General features: G+C 70.6%; 14 protein-coding genes and 1 tRNA gene. 8 read left to right on the top strand and 7 right to left on the bottom strand.

Annotated elements, in window-relative coordinates; translation table 11 throughout:
- Positions 1-28 precede the first annotated feature (28 nt).
- The 4 genes from OG579_RS21810 to OG579_RS21795 all read left to right on the top strand — a co-directional run bounded on the left by OG579_RS21810 (position 29) and on the right by OG579_RS21795 (position 3,848).
- Positions 29-949 carry a DUF3105 domain-containing protein gene (locus OG579_RS21810; protein WP_328857640.1) on the top strand — a complete coding sequence of 307 codons (921 nt, stop codon included), beginning with the start codon at positions 29-31 and terminating at the stop codon, positions 947-949.
- Between the two features lie 4 nt (positions 950-953).
- Positions 954-1,724 (top strand): DUF305 domain-containing protein, encoded by a 771-nt coding sequence (locus tag OG579_RS21805; RefSeq protein ID WP_045822190.1) that lies wholly within the window; start codon positions 954-956, stop codon positions 1,722-1,724.
- A 117-nt stretch (positions 1,725-1,841) separates the two neighbouring features.
- Positions 1,842-2,861: a fused (3R)-hydroxyacyl-ACP dehydratase subunits HadA/HadB gene (locus OG579_RS21800; RefSeq protein WP_052688807.1), complete on the top strand. Its 1,020-nt coding sequence runs from the start codon at positions 1,842-1,844 to the stop codon at positions 2,859-2,861.
- Between the two features lie 117 nt (positions 2,862-2,978).
- Positions 2,979-3,848: a cyclopropane mycolic acid synthase family methyltransferase gene (locus OG579_RS21795; RefSeq protein ID WP_045822188.1), complete on the top strand. Its 870-nt coding sequence runs from the start codon at positions 2,979-2,981 to the stop codon at positions 3,846-3,848.
- A 52-nt stretch (positions 3,849-3,900) separates the two neighbouring features.
- On the opposite strand, the gene OG579_RS21790 is transcribed toward OG579_RS21795, so the two are convergent.
- The 4 genes from OG579_RS21790 to OG579_RS21775 form a co-directional block, all read right to left on the bottom strand.
- The gene (locus OG579_RS21790) at positions 3,901-5,193 is read right to left on the bottom strand and encodes a glycosyltransferase (RefSeq protein ID WP_328857639.1); all 1,293 of its coding nucleotides are present in this window, start codon (positions 5,191-5,193) and stop codon (positions 3,901-3,903) included.
- 48 nt (positions 5,194-5,241) lie between these two features.
- Positions 5,242-5,317: transfer RNA gene (locus OG579_RS21785), tRNA-Arg, on the bottom strand.
- Between the two features lie 74 nt (positions 5,318-5,391).
- Positions 5,392-8,376 carry an SMC family ATPase gene (locus OG579_RS21780; RefSeq protein ID WP_328857638.1) on the bottom strand — a complete coding sequence of 995 codons (2,985 nt, stop codon included), beginning with the start codon at positions 8,374-8,376 and terminating at the stop codon, positions 5,392-5,394.
- Positions 8,373-9,560 (bottom strand): exonuclease SbcCD subunit D, encoded by a 1,188-nt coding sequence (locus OG579_RS21775; protein WP_328857637.1) that lies wholly within the window; start codon positions 9,558-9,560, stop codon positions 8,373-8,375. The genes OG579_RS21780 and OG579_RS21775 overlap by 4 nt, the downstream gene beginning before the upstream one ends.
- A gap of 80 nt (positions 9,561-9,640) precedes the next feature.
- Between OG579_RS21775 and OG579_RS21770 the strand changes: the two genes are divergently transcribed.
- Positions 9,641-11,272, top strand: a complete 1,632-nt coding sequence (locus OG579_RS21770) for a molybdopterin-dependent oxidoreductase (protein WP_328857636.1) — start codon at positions 9,641-9,643, stop codon at positions 11,270-11,272.
- On the opposite strand, the gene OG579_RS21765 is transcribed toward OG579_RS21770, so the two are convergent.
- The 3 genes from OG579_RS21765 to OG579_RS21755 are packed head-to-tail and all read right to left on the bottom strand — an operon-like array spanning position 11,259 to position 14,263.
- Positions 11,259-11,942 carry a TetR/AcrR family transcriptional regulator gene (locus OG579_RS21765; RefSeq protein WP_328857635.1) on the bottom strand — a complete coding sequence of 228 codons (684 nt, stop codon included), beginning with the start codon at positions 11,940-11,942 and terminating at the stop codon, positions 11,259-11,261. The genes OG579_RS21770 and OG579_RS21765 overlap by 14 nt on opposite strands.
- 48 nt (positions 11,943-11,990) lie before the next feature.
- Positions 11,991-13,562: an MFS transporter gene (locus OG579_RS21760; protein ID WP_328857634.1), complete on the bottom strand. Its 1,572-nt coding sequence runs from the start codon at positions 13,560-13,562 to the stop codon at positions 11,991-11,993.
- The gene (locus tag OG579_RS21755; protein WP_328857633.1) at positions 13,559-14,263 is read right to left on the bottom strand and encodes a PadR family transcriptional regulator; all 705 of its coding nucleotides are present in this window, start codon (positions 14,261-14,263) and stop codon (positions 13,559-13,561) included. Before OG579_RS21755 ends, OG579_RS21760 begins: the two co-directional genes overlap by 4 nt.
- A gap of 128 nt (positions 14,264-14,391) precedes the next feature.
- Between OG579_RS21755 and OG579_RS21750 the strand changes: the two genes are divergently transcribed.
- Genes OG579_RS21750 through OG579_RS21740 form a run of 3 tightly spaced genes read left to right on the top strand, consistent with a single transcriptional unit; the run spans position 14,392 to position 20,137 of the window.
- Positions 14,392-15,465 (top strand): glutathione S-transferase family protein, encoded by a 1,074-nt coding sequence (locus tag OG579_RS21750; protein ID WP_045822182.1) that lies wholly within the window; start codon positions 14,392-14,394, stop codon positions 15,463-15,465.
- Between the two features lie 47 nt (positions 15,466-15,512).
- Positions 15,513-16,253 (top strand): hypothetical protein, encoded by a 741-nt coding sequence (locus tag OG579_RS21745; protein ID WP_328859322.1) that lies wholly within the window; start codon positions 15,513-15,515, stop codon positions 16,251-16,253.
- On the top strand, positions 16,250-20,137 hold the full coding sequence (locus OG579_RS21740) for an ABC transporter ATP-binding protein (RefSeq protein ID WP_328857632.1): 3,888 nt from the start codon (positions 16,250-16,252) through the stop codon (positions 20,135-20,137). The genes OG579_RS21745 and OG579_RS21740 overlap by 4 nt, the downstream gene beginning before the upstream one ends.
- The last annotated feature ends 36 nt before the right edge of the window (positions 20,138-20,173 follow it).

Raw genomic sequence — 20,173 nt, 5'->3', positions numbered from 1 at the left:
CCGCGCATCCTCGAACCGAAAGGCAGTGATGGCGACCGAGAGCCCCCGGCCGGCACCGAACACGAGCTCGACGAACACCCCGTCGGCTCCGCCGGTCCCCCGCACGCCGTCCTCCCAGAAGAAGAAGACCAAGCCCGGCACCGTTCCCGTGGTCAAGGCGGGCGGACGCCGCCCGATCCCGTGGATGACGATCGCCGCGGTCGTGGTGGTCGTGGCCATCGTCGGTGGTCTCGCGGCCTATCTGGCCCCGAAGTACATCGACCGCGAGGAGACCCAGAAGTTCGTCCCCTCGGCCTCGAATCCCGACCCGTCCGACGACATCCCCGGTGTGGTGAAGATCTTCTATCCCGCGGGCCAGCACGTCTCCCCCACCCAGCGCGTCGCCTACGACCAGTCGCCGCCGTTCGGCGGTCCGCACGACGCGGTGTGGGCCACCTGCACCGGGATCGTCTACCCGAACCAGCTGCGCACCGAGAACGCCGTCCACGCCCTCGAGCACGGCTCGATCTGGATCACCTACAACCCCCAGACGGTGAAGGCCGGCGACGTCGACATCCTCAAGAGCAAGGTCGAGGGCAGGCCGTACACCCTCATGTCGCCCTACCCGGGTCTGAGCACACCGATCTCGCTGCAGTCGTGGGGCCACCAGCTCAAGCTCGACTCCGCGAGCGACTCCCGTGTCGACCACTTCATCACCGCGCTGCGCCGCAACTCGCAGACCAACGTCTACCCCGGCCAGCCGCAGCAGTCGTCGTATCCCGAGGTCGGCGCCGAATGTGCCGCCATCCCCGGCGCCTTCGACCCCAGCAACCCGCCGCCGGCCGACTCCGGACCCGTGCCCGCGAACGCGGTGCCCATGAACGGCGCGGGCACTCAGCAGGCGACCGACGAGGCGGGCGCGACCGGGGGCGCCACCGTCCCCGCCCCGACCTCGACCCCGGCGGGCTGAGGTCATGAGCACCGACACGACCCTCGCCGCACACGACACCGACAGCGAACCCGACCGGCGATCGTCGCTGCGCAGGCAGCTCCCGGCCCTGCTCGTGCTCGGCGGGGTGGCGCTGCTGCTGATCGGCGTGGGTCTCGGCCTGGTGGTCGGTCGGACGGTGGACTCGAGCACCGGCTCCGACGCCACACCCGCCTCGAACTCCGCGGCGGTCGGTTTCGCCCAGGACATGTCGACCCATCATTCCCAGGGCGTGGAGATGGCGACGATCGCCCTGAGCAAGGGATCCGATCCGCAGGTGCGGTCGCTTGCCTACGACATCCTCACCCAGCAGACCAACCAGATCGGCCAGATGCAGTCGTGGCTGACCCGGTGGGGCTACCCGCTGGACAACCCGTCGACGGCGATGGACTGGATGGCGGATCACCACTCCATGTCGGGTGGGGCCATGTCGGGTGGATCGATGTCGGGCCCGATGACGATGACCGCGGGCAACGGGACCACGACGCCGCTCATGCCGGGCATGGCGACGGCGAGTGAGATGAGCCGGCTGCGGACCATGAGCGGGACCGCGCTCGACGCCTACTTCCTGCAACTGATGCTGCGACACCACCAGGGCGGCCTGCCCATGATGGAGTACGCGGCCGATCCCGGGCACGTCTCGCAGGACTATGTACGGACCCTGGCGCAGCAGATGATCAACACGCAGGAGAACGAGGCGCAGACGATGACGGCGATGCTGACCGAACGCGGCGTCGCACCGCTGTCGATGAACTGAGCCCCGCGACCGCACGCGGACGCGCGTCGCACACGATCGTCGCCGCCCGCGGTCGTGTGCGACGATGATCGGCGATTCTCGACCCATCACAAGTGATCGCCAACCACAGAGGAGATCGTGAAGCCCGAGGACGTCAGCTCCGAAGATCGTGACTGGACGCAGTACTACCGGCCCGACGACCACTATCAGATCGGTCGCGAGGAGATCCGGGAGTTCGCCCGCTCGATGAAGGACGGTCACATCGTCCACTGGGACGAGAAGGCCGCCGCCGACCGCGGACACAGCGGCCTGGTCGCGCCCCTGACCTTCACCGCCCGCCTCGCCGGCAGCGGTCTGAACTGGCTGCTCGACAACGTGCTGCTCGAGTACGACACCAGCGCGTTCGTCCAGACCGACCAGGTGTTCACCTACCACCGGCCCATGCACGCCGGCGACCGTCTCTCGCTGACCATGGGTCTGACGCCCATCCGTCAGAAGGCCGGCGGCGACACGATCATCGTCGAGGGGCTGCTGATCAACGACAGTGGCGAGCTCGTCGCCACGCTCCTGACCACCGCGGCGGGTCGGCGCGGTGCGCACGCCGAACCCGAACTCGCCGCCGCGCTCTCCGATGTGATGATGGGCGACTTCTCGCCGCCCACGACGACCGGCTGGCAGGAGATCGACGGGGTTCCCACCCCACCGATCGGCACCTGGGACCACGATCTCGACGCAGCCGTGCCGCGGTTCGAGGATGTCTCCGTGGGCGATGTGCTGCCGCCGAAGACCGTGACCCTCCGCCGCGGTGACCTGGTGAACTACGCGGGCATCTCCGCCGACTGGAACCCCATCCACTGGAGCGAGCGGGCAGCGGGTGTCGTGGGACTCGACACCTGCGCCGCGCACGGGATGCTGACGATGGGCATCGGATCGTCGTTCGTCACCGGGTGGGTGGGAGATCCGACAGCCGTTCGCGATTATCGTGTGCGGTTCACCGGAATCGCCTACGTCGCCGAGGATGCCCCCGCCGAGGTCGAATACACTGGACGCGTCAAATCGCTGGACGACGAGGCGAGGACGGCTACGATCGCGCTCGGTGCGACCTTCCGGGGCAAGCGGATCTTCGGTCGCGCAACCGCCACGGTGGCGCTGAGATGACCGCGGCGCCGGTGTCATCACGCCGGCGCGCAATCACCGATCGAGCCCACCGCAGTGTGGGCACCACACGACCACTGGCTCCTCGCTGGTGCAAGCACACACGAAAGAGGTTCACCTGTGACCACCGAAACACCGTTCTTCGAGGACGTTCAGGCCCACTACGACCTGAGCGACGACTTCTTCGCCCTCTTCCTCGACGAGTCCCGCACCTACAGCTGTGCGTACTTCGAGCGCGAGGACATGTCGCTGAACGAGGCACAGCTCGCGAAGATCGACCTGTCGCTGGGCAAGCTGGGCCTCGAGCCCGGGATGACCCTCCTCGACGTCGGCTGCGGCTGGGGTGCCACCGCGCTGCGCGCCATGGAGAAGTACGGCGTCAACGTGATCGGCCTGACGCTGAGCAAGAACCAGTACGGCCACGTCAAGAAGCTCGTCGAGGCCAAGGCCGCCGAGACCGGTCTCTCGGGCGACATCCGCCTGCAGGGCTGGGAGGAGTTCGACGGCAAGGTCGACCGCATCGTCAGCATCGGCGCGTTCGAGCACTTCCGTTTCGAGCGCTACGAGCAGTTCTTCAACTTCGCGTACAACGCGCTGCCCGACGACGGCAAGATGCTGCTCCACACCATCACCGCCTACGGCCTCTCGCACCACCACGAGACCGGCAACAAGATCAGCAAGGACGATTTCGCGTTCCTGCGCTTCATCGCAACCGAGATCTTCCCCGGCGGACAGCTCCCGCTGCCCAAGCAGGTCACCGACGGCGCCACCGCCGCCGGTTTCACCGTCGAGAAGATCCAGCCGCTGCAGCTGCACTACGCGCGCACCCTCGACGCGTGGAGCAAGGCTCTCGGCGAGCACCGCGACGAGGCCATCGCCCTGTGCGGCCGCGCGAACTACAACACCTACGTCAAGTACTTGAGCGGCTGCGCCGCGTCGTTCCGCAAGGACATGATCGACGTCATGCAGTTCACCTGCGTCAAGGGCTGATCACCCGGCGGTGAGAACCGCCCGAGAACAGCGCGACCATCGAGTCGGCGTCTCACACCGCGATGCGGGTGAACGCCGACTCGATGCGTTTCGCGGCATCGTTCACCGCGACGTCCGGTGCGGTCAGTTGCGTGCGGAGAGCGCGTGCGCGCCCCACCGTGGCCGGATCGGCCAGCACCCGCAGCCCCGCGGCCAGCGTGTCGGCGTCGAGCCCCGACAGCCTGGTCGCCGTCCCCACACCCAGCCGGGTGATCTGTGCACCCCAGTGCGCCTGGTCGGCGCCGGCCGCGCAGACCATCGTCGGCAGGCCCGCACGCAGGGTGGCCGCGGTGGTGCCCGCACCGCCGTGATGCACCGCGGCGGCGAGTCGGGGCAGCACGGTGGGATGGTCGAGCCGTCCGGCGACGAAGAGGTGCGGGTTGTCGGGATCGACGCCGACGGGTCGGCCGCCGACACCCACCAGCGCGCGCACCCCCTCCCGGCGTGTGGCCTCGGCGACGGCACGGTGTACCGCCTCGGGGCCGCCGACGGGCGCACTGCCGAAGGCGATCAGCACCGGCGGCGCTCCCCCGTCCAGCCAGTCGTCGAGTCCGCCGGTCCCCGACGGTGTGTCGCCGGCAGGGCGCCTGCCGGCCGGGAGGTCGAAGAAGCCGACGACGGGTTTGCGGTCGTCCCATTCCGCGGCCAGGCCGGGGAACAGCGCGGCGTCGTAGGCCTGGATCTGCAGCGTGTTCGACCGCCGCAGGCGCTCGGGCATCGACTGCGACGCCGCCGGCAGCCCCAGCGACGCACGGAACCGGTTCTGCGACGACCGTGAGAAGGTCCACGTGAGGGTGTCCACCAGGCGCCACGACGCCCGATTCACCACCGGCGGCAGCCGGTGACGGGTCGGGACGGCACAGATCGCACCGTTCTCCGACATCGCACAAAGTCGCACCGTGGCCATCTCGACGTCGAGGTACTCGGCGAGATCGGCGACGCGGTCCTGGCCCAGCGGTCCGCTGATGAGACCGTCGAGGGCCGTGGTGTCCGCCAGGTCGCGCACGAGTGCCGCGAGGTCGGCGTCGAACCGGGCGAACCCCTCGCGGACCTGCGCCTGCGCCAGACGGAATTTCGTGACGGGATTGCCGGTCGACAGGATGCGACGGGCGCGATCGGACTCCCAGTACGACTCGCTGTCGAGTCCCACCGGGTGAGCCCGCAGGCCCATCGCCTCGGCGACGTCGACGTAGTTGGGGGGCAACGCCATCTCGACGTCGTGGCCGCGGCGGAGGAGTTCGAGTCCCAGGCACAGGCCCGGCTGCACGTCACCTCGACTGCCGTAGAAGGACAGCAGCATTCTCATGGGAAGAGCCTAGATTCGCCGGGATACGACCGCAGGGCGAGAGATGTGTGGTGCCCCCGGCAGGATTCGAACCTGCGGCCTTCCGCTCCGGAGGCGGACGCTCTATCCCCTGAGCTACGGGGGCTCGATGGGCGAGGGAAAGACTATCGCACCGGCGACCCCGCCCCCAAAGTCGGTGGTGGGGAGTGCGACGACGGGTCAGACCGCCGCGCCCACCATGGCCAGACGGGAACCGGCCTCGGCGCGGATCACGTGGAGTTGCGCGGGTATCCGCGCCTTCATCTCGTCGACGTGACTCACGACACCGACCACCCGCCCCCCGGAACGGAGGTCGTCGAGCACGCGCATCACGAGATCGAGCGCCTCGGGGTCGAGGGTGCCGAAGCCCTCGTCGATGAACATGGTGTCGAGGACGCGACCACCGGACTCCGCTGACACGACGTCGGCGAGGCCCAACGCGAGCGCCAGGGATGCGAAGAACGTCTCCCCGCCCGACAGTGTCGTGGCGGGGCGTACCGCGCCGGTGTACTCGTCGCGCACCTCGATCCCGAGACCGCTGCGGCGTCCGCGCGATGCCGCCGCGTCGGTGTGGGCGAATTCGTACCGCCCCGAGGACATCTCGCGCAGTCGTGTCGACGCCGCGACCAGCACCTCCTCGAGTCGGGCCGCCAGCACGTAGGAGCGAAGCGACATCTGGCGGGAGTTCTGTCCCCGCCCGGCGACCAGATCGGCCAGCCCCTGCACCTCGCGGTCGCGTTCGAGCACCGGAGCGAGCACCGACAGCGCCGACCAGTACCCCGCCGCGAGGTCCTGCAGTCGGGCGAAGCGGTCGGCGGCGCGCGAGTGTCGATGCGTGGCCGCGTCGAGTGCCGTCGCGCTCGCCTCGCGGTCCCGTGCGCGGTGAGCGAGGTCGACGGGGTCCCCGGCGGCGGCCGCGGCCACCTCCGGGTCGTCGAGGGTCGCCACCGCGGCCGCGCGGATCGCGGACGCCTGCCGGATCTGCTCGTCCCAGGAGGTGACCGTCGCCGGATCGGCCAGGGCCGCACAGGCCTGCGCGACGTCGACGAATCCGGCCTCGGCGGCGAGGGTCTCGATCCGCCGGGTGATCTCCCGCGCCCGGGCGTCGGCGTGCTCGGCGGCGACGCGCGCGTCCCGCAGCGCGGTCGACGACCGACACAGGGCTGCGAGGTGGTCGCGACGCTCGTGCACCGTCCCGGTGCCGTCGGTCGCCGCCGACACCTCCGCGTCGAGATCGGCGAGGTCGGCGCCCAGGGTCGCGATGCGTTCGCGGCGACCGGCCTGCTTCTCGCGTGTCGCGGCGGCGCGCGAGCGGAGATCGTCGACGCGCGAGGCGATCTCGTCGGTGGCGGCGATGCGGGCGTCGAGGGCCGCGGCGATCGTCTCGACGGTGTCCGCCTCGTCGGCGAGCCGGACCACCTCGGCTGCGGCGTCCTCGATCGTCACACCGCGACAGGCCTCGGCCACCACCGCACGTTCCCGTTCGGCCGTCGCGACTCGATCGACGGCGGCCGCGCGGCGGTCGGCGGCCTGCTTCTCGGCGTAGTCCGCGTCGATCTGTTCCGCCTCCGACACCGGGGCACCGCTCGCGACCGCGGGAGCCGGGTGCTCGACGGCACCGCAGACCGCGCAGTGCTCGCCCGCGCGCAGACGCCCGGCGAGCTCGGCGGCCATCCCGTCGATACGGCGTTGCTGCAGCGTCAGCTGTCGCTCCCGCGTGGCGAGGTGACGCTCGTGGGCCGCCGCCGCGGCGGTACGGGCACGGGTCAGCGCTTCGTCGAGCTCGGGAAGACGTTGCGCCGCTGCGTGTCTCGATCGCGCCGCGGTCAGCCGCTCCCGCAGGCCGGGCAGTCGGGAGCCCATCGTCCGGGATGCGTCGACCGCCTCCTGCGCCGCCGCCAGTGCGGCCGGCAGCGACGTCGACTCGCGGTCGATCTCCTCCAGGGTCGCGACCGCGGCCGCCGACTCGGCCTCGAGTCCGTCGATCGTGGCCACGATCTGCGGTCGCCGCCGCGCACGCTCGGCGATCGGGGCCAGCCGACCCGACTCGGCCGACCAGCGATCGATGTGGGCGTCGATGGTCGCGGTGTCGGAGTGCGCCGGGGGCCACGAGAGTTCGCCGAGCAGACCCGCCCCCTCGGGGAGGTCGACCAGTGATCGGGTCGCGTCGGCGAGCGACGCCTGTGCTCGAGCGCTGAGCGCGTGGGCCCGGTCGCGGTCGTCGATCAGGGGCCGGATCGGCTCGGCGCGCCGTGCCGCGTCGAGGGCGTCGCGCGCGGAGTCGAGGAGCTCGCGACTGCCGTCGAGCGCGTCGAGGCGGGTGCGGGCGACTGCGGCACGCGACTGCAGGTCGTGCGTGCGGGTGTCGGCGGCGAGTGCGGCGTCGGCGGTCTGCGCGGAGTCCCGGGCTCGCTGCAGTGCGGCGGCGGCGTCGGCCGCGTCGACGCGGGCGGCCTCGAGATGGGCCTGCGCCCAGTCGGGATCGGCCTCCATCGGTTGCTCGTCGCCGACGAGCCCGGCGATCTGCGCCGCGATCCGGTCGACGGTCTGTTCGCGATCGCTCCGTTCGGCGCGGGTCGATCGCGCCCGATCACGCAGCCACGCCTCGAGATCGTTGAAGCGATCGGTCTCGAACAGCTTCTCGAGCAACTTCTCCCGGTCGTCGGTGGCAGCGCGCAGGAAGCGGGCGAAATCCCCCTGCGGCAGAAGAACCACCTGGAAGAACTGCTCGGCGCTCATCCCGAGGATGCGGGAGATCACCTCGCCGATGTCGCTCAGACGGCTCAACGACGGACCGGACCCGTCGAGCCACACCAGCGTGCCGGCGGCGGGGACGGTCGTGAACCCCTCCCCCCGCTTCTTCCGACGGCGGTGCTCGGGCGACCGGGACACGCGCATACGTCGACCGCCGATGGTGGCCTCGAGAACGACGCGGGGGATGTCGCCGGCCGGTGCATGATCGGACACCAGCCGCCGATCCTCGTCCCGTGCACCCGGAACGCGTCCGAACAGGGCGAACGCGACCGCGTCGAGGACGGTGGTCTTGCCCGCCCCGGTCTGGCCGTGCAGGAGGAACAACCCGTCGCACCCGAGGGCGTCGAAATCGACCGCGGCCTCCTCGGCGAAGGGGCCGAAAGCACTCATCTGCAGGGTGTGCAGCCTCATGCGGTGAGGCCGGGGTCGAGCTCGAACAGCGTCAGCTCGACCGGGTGGTCGGACTCGGGTTCGCCGACGACGGCGCGGATCGCGAGGTCGAGCAATGCTGTCTCGCCGGGCGTCGGGGCGCTGCGCACGTCGCTGACGAACGAGCGCACGATCTCGGTGTCGGACCGGTTCACCACGCGGCTGCGGTAATCGATGCCGTCCGCGGAGTGCGGGCGATCCCACTCGACGTGGACGACGCGCGGGAACCGGGTTCGCAGGCGGCGCAACGCATCCACGGGCCGGACCGCGTCGGTGAGCGACGCCTCGACATAGTGCTCGAGCGCGGTCTCGTGCTGCGGGGAGGTGAGGAGCTCGTCGAGGGTGCCGCGCAGTGAGCTCAGCCCGCGAACCGGCGCCAGCTCGACGGTGCGGATGTCGGTGACCCCGTCTGCACCCAGGTCGATGATGGTCACCGCCTTGGTGTGACTGCGCTCGCCGAACGAGTACGGCAAAGGTGAACCGCTGTAGCGCACGGTCTCCCGCACGACCTGCGGGGAGTGCAGGTGGCCCAGCGCGACGTAGTCGACGCCGTCGAAGGTGTCGACCGGGACCGTCTCGACGCCGCCGACCGCGATGGACCGCTCCGACCCCGTGGCGACCGCACCCACCACGAACGCGTGGGCGAGCACCACCGAGCGGCGCGGACTCCCGGCCAGATGGCCGCGCACGCGATCCATCGCCGCGGCGAGCACCTCGGAGTGGCTGCGCGCCTGCGGGACCCCGAGTCGGTCACGGACGGTGTCCGGCTCGAGGTACGGGATGCCGTAGACCGCGACCTCGCCGTGGACGTCGGACAGCACCACCGGCTCGTCGATGGCGTCGAGGGTGGTCCGCAGGTGCAGACCACCGGCCGCGGCGAACGACGACCCCGCTCCGAGGCGGGTCGGCGAGTCGTGGTTGCCGGAGGTGACGACGAGCGTCGCGCCGGCGGCCGCCATCGCCTGCAGCGCCCCGTCGTAGACCTCGACGGCGTCGGATCCGGGCACCGACCGGTCGTAGACGTCGCCCGCCACCACCACGACGTCGACGCGCTCGTCGGCCACCAGTCGCGCGAGATCTGCCAGCGCACGGCGTTGATCGTCGAGGAGCTCGACGCCGTGGAAGGTCCGACCGATGTGCCAGTCGGAGGTGTGCAGGATGCGCATGGTCCCACCGTAGGGGCGGGTACCGACAGGTCCCGGGAACCACGCAGGCGTGGCCGCCCACCGTGTGGATACTGGATCGGGTGACCACCACCCCCGACCGTCTCGACGAACCCGACTCGGGCACGCCCGACAGGGCGACCCCGCGACGCGGCCCCGAGCGGGCCGTGATCGCCCTGCGTGCACTCAACGGCGTCGTCGCGGCGGCGGTGACGATCGGTGTCGGTCAACTCGTCGCGGCGCTGTTCGATCGCGCGGCCTCACCGCTCTACGCGGTCGGATCGGCGGTCATCGATCTGACGCCCAAGGACGTGCGCGAATTCGCGATCAGCACCTTCGGCACGGGAGACAAGGTCGCGCTCCTGGTCGGTATCGGGATCATCGTCGCCGTCCTGGCGGTGATCGCCGGTGTCATCGAACGTCGGTCACGCTCCTGGGGGTCGGCGATGTTCGCCGCGTTCGGGATCCTCGGGGTCGCCGCCGCGGTCACCCGACCGGGAGGTGGTGCCGACTGGTTCGTGCCGACCGTCGTCGGCGTGGTCGCCGGGATCGTGTTCCTGCAGTGGATGGCCCGCCGCCTCGATCCGGCGCCCGACCCGATCCGCGACGCCCCCGGGGGCTCGACCGACGAACCGGTCCACACGCAGACGGTCCCCACCACCGACCGACGTGCATTCCTCATCGGGGCCGGCACGGCCGGCGCGGGCGCGGTCATCGCCGGGGTCGGTGGCGTCGCCCTCGACCACCGTCTCAACGACGTCGGTCGCGATCGTGCCGATTTCGTGGTGCCTGACGCGACGAACTCGGTCGACACCGCCGCCGACGGTGGCGACGGGCTGCCCTCGTTCATCACCTCGAACAGCGACTTCTACCGCATCGACACCGCGCTGTCCCCGCCGCAGATCACCAGCGGCGCATGGTCTCTGCGCGTCCACGGCATGGTCGACCGCGAGTTCGAGATCGACATGGCACAGCTGCGGCGCATGCCCGCCATCGAGAAGATGGTCACGCTCACCTGCGTGTCGAACGAGGTCGGCGGGACGCTGATCGGCAACGCGACGTGGACCGGGTACCGCGTGCGGGACCTGCTGGCCCGCGCCGGACCGTCGCCCGACGCCGACATGGTGCTCTCACGCAGCTCCGACGGGTTCACCGCGGGCACCCCCATCGAGGCGTTCACCGACGACCGTGACTCGATCCTCGCCGTGGCGATGAACGGCGCTCCGCTCCCGGTCGAACACGGATACCCCGCGCGGTTGGTGGTGCCGGGGCTCTACGGGTACGTCTCGGCGACCAAGTGGGTCACCTCGCTGGAGGTCACGCGGTTCGACCGGGCGAAGGCCTACTGGTCGACGCGCGGGTGGTCGGAGAAGGGACCCATCAAGACGAGCTCACGGATCGACGTGCCCCGTGACCTCGCCGACGTACGCGCAGGCCGCGTGATGGTGGGCGGTGTGGCGTGGGCGCAGCCGCGCGGCATCAACGCCGTACAGGTGCGGGTGGACGACGGCGCGTGGCGCACCGCGACCCTGCGCGCGCCCGACCTCGTCGATACGTGGCGGCTGTGGAGTTGGGAGTGGGACGCCGCGCCCGGCGACCACGTTCTCACGGTGCGTGCGATCGACGGCGAGGGTCGCCAGCAGTCGGCGGTCGAGTCACGCCCCGATCCCGACGGGGCCACCGGCCTGCACTCCATCTCGGTCACCGTGCGCTGAGCGCCCCCGGTTCGACGGGTGTCGCGCGCTCGGTGATCCAGTCACACAGCAGCGCAATCGATGTCCGCGCCCGGTCGTCGTCGCGGTCGACCAGCCACCACTGGATCATCCCGTAGATCAGCTGCAGCGCAGCCCGGACCACCGCACGTTCGGACCCGTCCCACGTCATCGCGGTGCGGGCCCCGATCGCCGACAGGTAGCGCAACCCGTAGTCCTCGGCGAGGTCGTTCTGTCGCGCCGCGGTCGAGTATGCGCCCGAGGTCGACGGCGCCCGCAACGACACGACCGTCGACTCGATGAGCACCAACCATCGCTCAGGCGCCTCCTGGACCACGTCGAGCACCGAGGTGAGGGCTCCGGTGAGGAGCGCACGCAGCTCGTCGGCGCCGACCGGACCGGACACGTCGGCCGCCGCGACGTCGCCTCCGAGGTCGTCGAGACTCTCCACCCGCAGGAACGCAGCCAGATGGTCGCCGACCGCACGCTCGATCATGGCGGCCATGAGGGCGTCCTTGCTGTCGAAGCAGTAGTGGACGATCCCCAGGGAGACGCCGGCCTCCTCGGCCACGGCGCGCACGGTCACCGAGGACATACCGGTGCGCTGCGCCAGGTCGAGAGCGCAGTCGATCAGCTGGACACGGCGCTGATCGATCGAGAGGCGCGACAACATCGGCCCAGTACATCCGACCTGGTCAGGCAGCGTCAACCGCGGAAGCGCTCAGCTCTGCCCGACCGCCGACGTCGGTGTCGCGGCGGGCGCGGAGGTGCCGTGCACCGGGGTGGGATCGGCGGCCGCGGCGGTCGGTGCGGCCACCGGCGCCGTCGGCGGGACCGACATGTGCCGCGGACGGGCCAGGAACAGCGCGGCGATCACGCCGAGACCCAGCACCGCGGCCGGCAGGTACATCGACTGACCCATCGCGGTCGCGAACCCGTCACGGGCGATCTCGGGGATCCGATCGGTGGCGCCGGACGAGGCGACCTGCGCGCCGGGTAGTTCGGCGGCGAGCCGCGTCTGCAGCAGCGCGCCGACCGCGGCGCTGCCGAGCACCGACCCCACCACGCGCATCGTGTTGTAGACACCGGCACCGGCGCCGGCCTGCGCCATCGGCAGGTTGCGGTTGGCCGTGGCGGCCAACGGTGCCCAGATGCCGGCGCTGGCCAGACCCATGAGCGCGATGGGCAGCAGCAGGACCCACACCGGGGTGTCGGGACGGGCGAGGACACCGAGGCTGCCGATCGCGATGGCGTTGAGCGCCAGCGAGGTACCGATGATGTAGCGCGGGTGCACGGTGTCGACGAGGCGACCGACGACGGGCGCGAGCACTCCGGTGATCAGGGCCATCGGCACCAGCATGAGCGCCGATCGCGTCGGGGTCATGCCGCCGACGAGCTGCAGGAAGAACATCATCGGCACGAACAGTCCGGAGGTGGCGAAGCCCATGGTGGCGATGCCGATGTTCGACAGCGAGAAGTTGCGATCACGGAACAGCGACAGCGGGACCAGCGGCTGGGTGCGGATCTTCGACTGCCACCACACGAAGACGCCCATGATGGCCACACCGGCCGCGGCCAGTACCCAGATCCAGGCCGCCCAGTCGTACTTCTCGCCGTCCTGGATGGCGAAGACCAGCGCGGTGAGGCCGGCGGCGCTCAGCGCGACACCGATCAGGTCGAACTGGCGTCCGGTGGTCTCGACGGTCGGCACCAGCCACCAGGCGAGCACCAGACCGACGACGCCGACGGGGACGTTGACGAAGAAGATCCACTCCCAACCGAGGCCGTCGACGAGGACCCCACCGAGCAGGGGGCCGACGAGGGTCGCGACACCGGCGACGGTGCCCCACAATCCCATTGCGGCACCGCGCCTCTCGGCCGGGAACATGCGGGTGATGAGCGACATCGTCTGCGGTGTGATGAGTGCGGCGCCGAGTCCCTGCAGGGCGCGTGCGGCGATCAGCTCACCGATCGATCCCGACAGTCCGCACCACACGCTGGCGATCGTGAAGACGACGAGTCCGGCCTGGTACATGAGCTTCGGGCCGAAACGATCGCCGAGGCGACCGGTGATGAGCAGTGGCACCGCATACGTCAGCAGGTAGGCGCTCGTCACCCAGATGACGCCGTTGAAGTCGGTGTCGAGGCCCTCCTGGATCTTCGGCTGCGCGACGGCCACGATCGTCATGTCGACGAGGATCATGAAGAACCCGATGCAGAGCGCACCGAGCGCGGCCCACGGCCTGTCGGTGACCGGCACGAACTTCGCCGGTGCGGGATGTACCTGTGTCATCGTGGGCTCTCTTCTCGGGTCGTGGGGTCGGTGGCGAAGTCGTCGGATGTGAGCGGTGGACCGCCGCCGCGGCACCCGCGGACGGCGTCCCAGGGCAGCGTCCCGTCGACGAGTCGGGCGTGCAGGTCGGTCAGCCAGTCGATCTGCGCGGTGAGAGTGGCGCAGCGACAACCGATGTCGAGCAGGTAGATCTCCGACACCCCGCGACCGGTCGCCTGCTCGGCGGCCACGGTGAACAGGGCTCGCTCGGCGGTCAGGACATCGATCCGCACCGCGAGCGACTCGATCACGGTCGCCGCGGGCAGTTCGTGGGCCTCGGCGAGCCCGAGGTAGAGCTCGGGGTACTCCGCCGACGGCGTCTGGAGGAGCACGGTCAGCCGATGTGCCAGGGCCGCCCGCCCGTGGTCGGTGATGGCGTAGACCGTGCGCTCGGGCCTGTTCCCCGAGCGTTCGATGTCGCTGACGCACAACAGTTCTCGCGCCAGCAGCCGGTCGACGGTGTGATACAGCGACCCCGGTCGGATGTTGGCGAACCGGTCCTCCTTGCGGGCGAGGAGGGTCTGGAGCATCTCGTAGGGGTGCATCGGTCGTTCGGCGGCCAGACCGAGCACCAGCACGGCGAGCGGGGTCATGGCGCGGTCGACCGCGGTCGCCGTCGGCGCCCCGCCCGGATGGGTCGACGCCACGTGGTCGGTCGTCATCGAGTCCCTCCCGTCGAGGATCGATCGGCATATGTTCCGCGTGGAATATTCGCACATCGATCATCTCCGCGGCAACCGTGTCCGTCGATCCGCCGACGTGTCACCGGGAGCCGCTAACCTGGGAATCGATGAGCACACAGGAGTCAGACGCCAGCGGCAACAGCACGTGGACCACGCCCGGCAAGTACGTCGAGCCGGGTTCGGACTTCGTCCGCGACACCAACTACATCGAGACCCGCATCACCCGCGACGGGTCCGATGGCTACCCGGTCGAGCCGGGCCGCTATCGGCTGGTCGTGGCGCGGGCCTGCCCGTGGGCCAACCGCACGATCATCGTCCGCCGGCTGCTGGGGCTCGAGGACGCGATCTCCATGGGGTTGTGCGGCCCCACGCACGACGCCGACAGCTGGACCTTCGACCTCGATCCCGGCGGCGTCGACCCGGTGCTGCAGATCCCGCGGATCAAGGACGCCTACCTCGCCCGCTTCCCCGACTACGAGAAGGGCATCACCGTCCCGGCGATGGTCGACGTCCCCACCGGACAGGTCGTGACGAACAACTTCCCGCAGATCACCATCGACTTCTCGACGGAGTGGACCGAGTACCACCGCGACGGCGCCCCCGCGCTGTATCCCGAGCACCTGCGGGCGGAGATCGACGAGGTGAACCACGGCGTGTTCACCGAGATCAACAACGGTGTGTACCGATGCGGGTTCGCCGGCAGTCAGCAGTCCTACGAGCGCGCCTACGCCCGTCTCTTCACCCACCTCGACGTGATCAGCGAACGCCTGTCCCGCCAGCGATACCTGGTGGGCGACACCATCACCGAGGCCGACGTCCGCCTGTTCACGACGCTGGCCCGCTTCGATCCCGTCTACCACGGACACTTCAAGTGCAACCGGTCGAAGCTGTCGGAGATGCCGGTCCTGTGGGCCTACGCACGCGATCTGTACCAGACCCCGGGTTTCGGTGACACCACCGATTTCACCCAGATCAAGCAGCACTATTACATGGTCCACACCGACATCAACCCGACCGGGATCGTCCCGCAGGGACCGGATCTGAGCGGATGGAACACCCCGCATCACCGCGAGGAGCTCGGCGGCCGCCCGTTCGGCGACGGCACCCCGCCTCCCCCGCCGCCCGCGGCCGAACAGGTCTCGCCGCGTGATGCCGCGCCGGTCGCCGCGGACCCGCTGTGATCTGGAACCGCTCGCACGGCGACGACGCGGGCGCACAGTCGGCGGCGGTGGCCAAGCAGGAGGGCAGTTCCGGCACGATCGTCTCGATCATCGATCGGGCACAGCGCCTGCAGTCACCGGCCGTCGCGGCCTACGTGCGTCGCATGCGGTCGGCACATCCCGCCGACACCCCCGCGCAGATCATCGAGCGACTCGAGAAGCGCTACCTCACGACGGTGATGTCCTCCGGCGGCGCCGCGGGCGCCACGGCCGCCGTACCCGGCGTGGGCACCATCGCCTCGATCGCGGCGATCGGCGGTGAGTCCGCGTTCTTCGTCGAGGCGTCGGCGTTGTTGGCGTTGGCCGTCGCCGAGGTGCACGGCATCCCGATCGACCACGCCGAACGGCGCAAGACCCTCGTCCTCGCCGTGGTCCTCGGCGAGGAGGGCGTCCTGGCGCTCGGGAAGGCCCTGGGCTCCAAGCGCAATCCGCTGAAGAGCATGGCCGGCGGCGCGATCCCGACGCCCGCGCTGAACAACCTCAACAAGGCGCTCATGAAACGGATCATCAAGAAGTACGCCGCTCGTCGGGCGCCGTTGATGATCGGCAAGATGTTGCCCGCCGGGGTGGGCGCCGCCATCGGCGGTGCGGGCAACCGTGCCCTCGGCAAACGCATCATCGCCAACGCCACCGAGGCATTCGGTCCGCCGCCGCCCGCCTGGACGATCGAGGGCACCGTCGTCGATCCGATCTCGGCCCTAGCGGGGCCCGACGACGAGAAGGGCCCCGCGAACACCGGCCGTCGGTGAGATCGGGCTGGGTCGCGCGTCTGGCGCGCGAATGTCTGCACAACCGCACCCTGGTGACCGTGACCCTCACGGTCACCGTCATCGGTGTCGCCATCGACCTCGGTGTCCCGCTGATCGCGAAGGCGGCCATCGACACCGCGACGCGCACGGCGTCGCACGGGTTCTCCATCGACACCCTCGCGGTGATGCTCGCGATCGCCGGCGTCGTCCGGTTCGGTTCGGCGTATCTGCGGCGCCTGACCGCCGGACGGCTGTCGCTCAACGTGCAGAACACACTGCGCCTGTCCCTGCTGCGGACCCTCCTGCGTCTCGACGGCACGGCGCAGGACCAGATCGTCACCGGTCAGGTGGTGTCGCGCTCGATCTCCGATCTGCAACTGGTGCAGGGACTGCTCGCCATGGTGCCGTTGTCGATCGGCGCGCTCCTGCAGGTCGTCCTGGCGTTCGGCATCATGGCCTACCTGTCGCCGCTGCTGACCGTCGTCGCCCTGCTGGTGATCCCGGCCATCGCGGTCGTCGCGTTCCGCACCCGTAAGGCCCTGTTCGCCGCGACCTGGTCGGCCCAGCAGTCGGCCGCCGACGTCGCCCAGCACGTCGAGGAGACCGTCACCGGGGTGCGCGTGGTGAAGGGCTTCGGCCAGGAAGACCGCTCGGTGGACGAGTTGGTCGGCCACGGTCGGCGGTTGTTCGCCCAACGGATGCGGGCCGCGCGGATCAACTCCCGCTTCACCCCGACGATGAACGCGATCCCCCAGATCGCCCTCGTCGCGGTGATCGCTCTCGGCGGCTACCTCACCGCCCGCGGCGACATCACCGTCGGCACGTTCCTGGCCTTCGCCACCTACATCACCACGATGACCGGGCTCGCCCGGTTGCTGACGAACCTCATCGTGTCGGCGCAACTCGCGCGCGCCGCCGTCGAGCGCGTCTACGACGTCATCGACCACCCGACCGACCCCGCGCTGGCGAACACCGGGCGGCTGTCCCCCGGGCCCGTCGGACTGCACGCCCACGACCTGCGGTTCACGTTCCCCGACGGGACCCCGCTGTTCTCCGGGGTCGACCTCGACATCGCGGCGGGCGAGTGCGTCGCCGTCGTCGGTCCGCCGGGCAGCGGCAAGTCCACGCTGGCCGCGCTGATCGGGGGGATCTACCGTCCCGACTCGGGCGACCTCGACCTCACCGTCTCGGTCGTCGGCGCCCACGCCGGGACGGGACGCACCCGCCACCCGCTCGCCGATCTCGCCCCCGACAGCGCGCGGGAACACGTCGGGATCGTGTTCGACGAACCGTTCCTCTACTCCGACACGATCGCCGCCAACATCGGTCTCGGGCCGGGCTCGGATCGCGACCACGGCGAGGACGGCCGCGACGGATCGGTCCGCACCCGTATCGAGGCCGCCGCCCGGCGCGCGGCGGCCCACGACTTCATCGCCGCGCTGCCCGACGGCTACGACACCGTCGTGGGCGAACGGGGGCTGACGCTCTCGGGTGGGCAACGCCAGCGGATCGCCCTGGCCCGAGCTTTCTTCGCCGATCCCCCGCTGCTGGTGCTCGACGACGCCACCTCCGCCGTCGACGCCACCACCGAGGCGGCGATCCTCGGGTCCCTGCGCTCGACCGGCGACCGGACACTGGTGCTCGTCGCCCACCGCCCGTCGACGCTCACCGTCGCCGACCGTGTCGTCGTCCTCGACGAGGGCCGTGTGATCGACTCCGGGACGCCGGCGGAGCTCGACGAGCGGTGCCCGCTGTTCCGTGCGCTGATGTCGCCGGCCGCGCCGGTGGTCGCGCACACCGACGAGGTACAGCCGACCGATGCGGACGAGCGCGTCGTGGACCCGACCGCGCTGTGGCCCGACGACCCCGAGGTCTCCGCAGACACCGACACCCTCGACCCGGCCGCGCATCAGGCCGGCCTCGGCGCACCCCGGGTCGCCCCGGCCCGGGTGGGACGCCGCGGCGGAGGCGGCGTGTCGGGTGCGTTGGGATCGATGCCGGCGACCCCCGCCCTGCTGCGCGCCGTCGACGCGTTGCCACCCGCCGACGAGGACCCCGACGTCGACGTCGACCGGGCCCGCCGCCACGACCCCTCGTTCTCCCTGCGCGGTCTGTTGCGACCGGTGCGACTCCTCCTCGCGGTGGCTATCGGCGCGATCGCGATCGACACCCTGGTCGGGCTCGCGTTCCCGTCCCTGGCGCGCGTCGGCGTCAACGCCTCGACCGCCGATCATCTCGACAACCTCCTGGTCGCCTCGATCGCCGGACTCGGGCTGGTGGCGATCGGCTGGGTCGCGCTGTCGGTGGTGACGATCACGAGCACCCGTGCCGGCGAACGCATCCTGTTCACGTTGCGGGTCCGCAGTTACGCGCACCTGCAGCGCCTCGGTCTCGACTACTACGAGCGCGAGCTCTCCGGCCGCATCATGACGCGGATGACGACCGACATCGACGCGCTGTCGTCGTTCCTGCAGACCGGTCTGTCGACGGCGGTCATCTCGGTGCTGACGATCGTCGGGGTCGCGGTGGCCCTCGTGCTCACCGACCCCACCCTCGGCGCGGTGATGCTGATCGTGTTCCCGCCGCTGATCGTCGCCACCGTCGTGTTCCAGCGCGTGTCGTCACGCGCCTACACCCGGTCGCGGGAACTCGTCAGCGTGGTCAACGCCGACTTCCAGGAGAACGTGTCGGGTCTGCGCACCACGCTCCTCTACCGCAACGCCGAGCGCGCCGACGAGCGCTTCGCCGGACGTGCCGGGGAGTACGTCGCCGCGCGGATGGTGTCGCAGCGGGCGATCTCGCTGTACTTCCCCTTCATCAGCCTGATGTCGGATCTCGCCACCGCCGGGGTCGTCGCGATCGGTGCGCGTCAGGTGCTCGACGGCAGCGCCGGGCCGGGCACCCTCGTCGCCTTCGTGCTGTACCTCGGCATGCTGTTCGCGCCGGTCCAGCAGCTCTCGCAGGTGTTCGACGGTTACCAGCAGGCCGTCGTCGGGCTGCGTCGGATCGGCGACCTCCTGCGGACGCCGAGCAGCGTCATCACGCCCGACGGTGATATGTCGGAGGGGGACAGGTCGGACGGGGACGGCATCGTCGACCGGGAGGACATCGCGCCCCTGCGGTTCGACGGTCACGCCGAACTCGACGCCGTCGGGTTCCGCTACGCGGGTGCCTCGAGCGACGCACTGGGCCGGGTGTCGTTGGACATCCCCGCCGGCACGTCGTTGGCCCTGGTCGGCGAGACGGGCGCGGGCAAGTCGACGATCGTCAAGCTGCTCGCCCGCTTCTACGATCCGACCACCGGGTCGGTCCGGATGGACGGCACCGACATCCGCAGCCATCCCCTCGCCGCCTACCGGGCTCGGCTCGGGGTGGTACCGCAGGAGCCGCACCTGTTCACCGGCACGATCGCGTCGAACATCGCCTACGGCCGCCCCGGTGCCTCGCGCGCCGACGTCGTCGCGGCGGCGACCGCCGTCGGTGCCACGCAGATGATCGCCCGCCAGCGCGGCGGCATGCTGCATCGGGTCGGTGAGCGCGGGCAGGGACTCTCGGCAGGCCAGCGCCAGCTGATCGCCCTCGCCCGCGCCGAGTTGGTCGATCCCGACCTGTTGCTGCTCGACGAGGCGACCGCCACCCTCGACCAGGCCACCGAGGCCCAGGTCCTCGACGCGAGCCGACGGTTGACCCGTGCCCGCACGTCGGTGATCGTCGCCCACCGCCTCGCCACCGCCGCGCGCGCCGACCGGATCGCCGTGGTGTCGTCGGGCGCGGTCATCGAGCTCGGAACTCATGACGAGCTGTTGGCGTTGGACGGGAAGTACCGCGAGCTGTGGGACAACGGGATGGCCACGGCCGACCCCGTGTCGAACGGTCGACACTGACCGTCGAGACCATCGGCCGGTCGACACCGACGTCGG

This window comes from Williamsia herbipolensis (assembly GCF_036153515.1).
GTDB lineage: Bacteria > Actinomycetota > Actinomycetes > Mycobacteriales > Mycobacteriaceae > Williamsia_A > Williamsia_A herbipolensis.
This window is presented reverse-complemented; position numbering and strand designations above follow the sequence as displayed.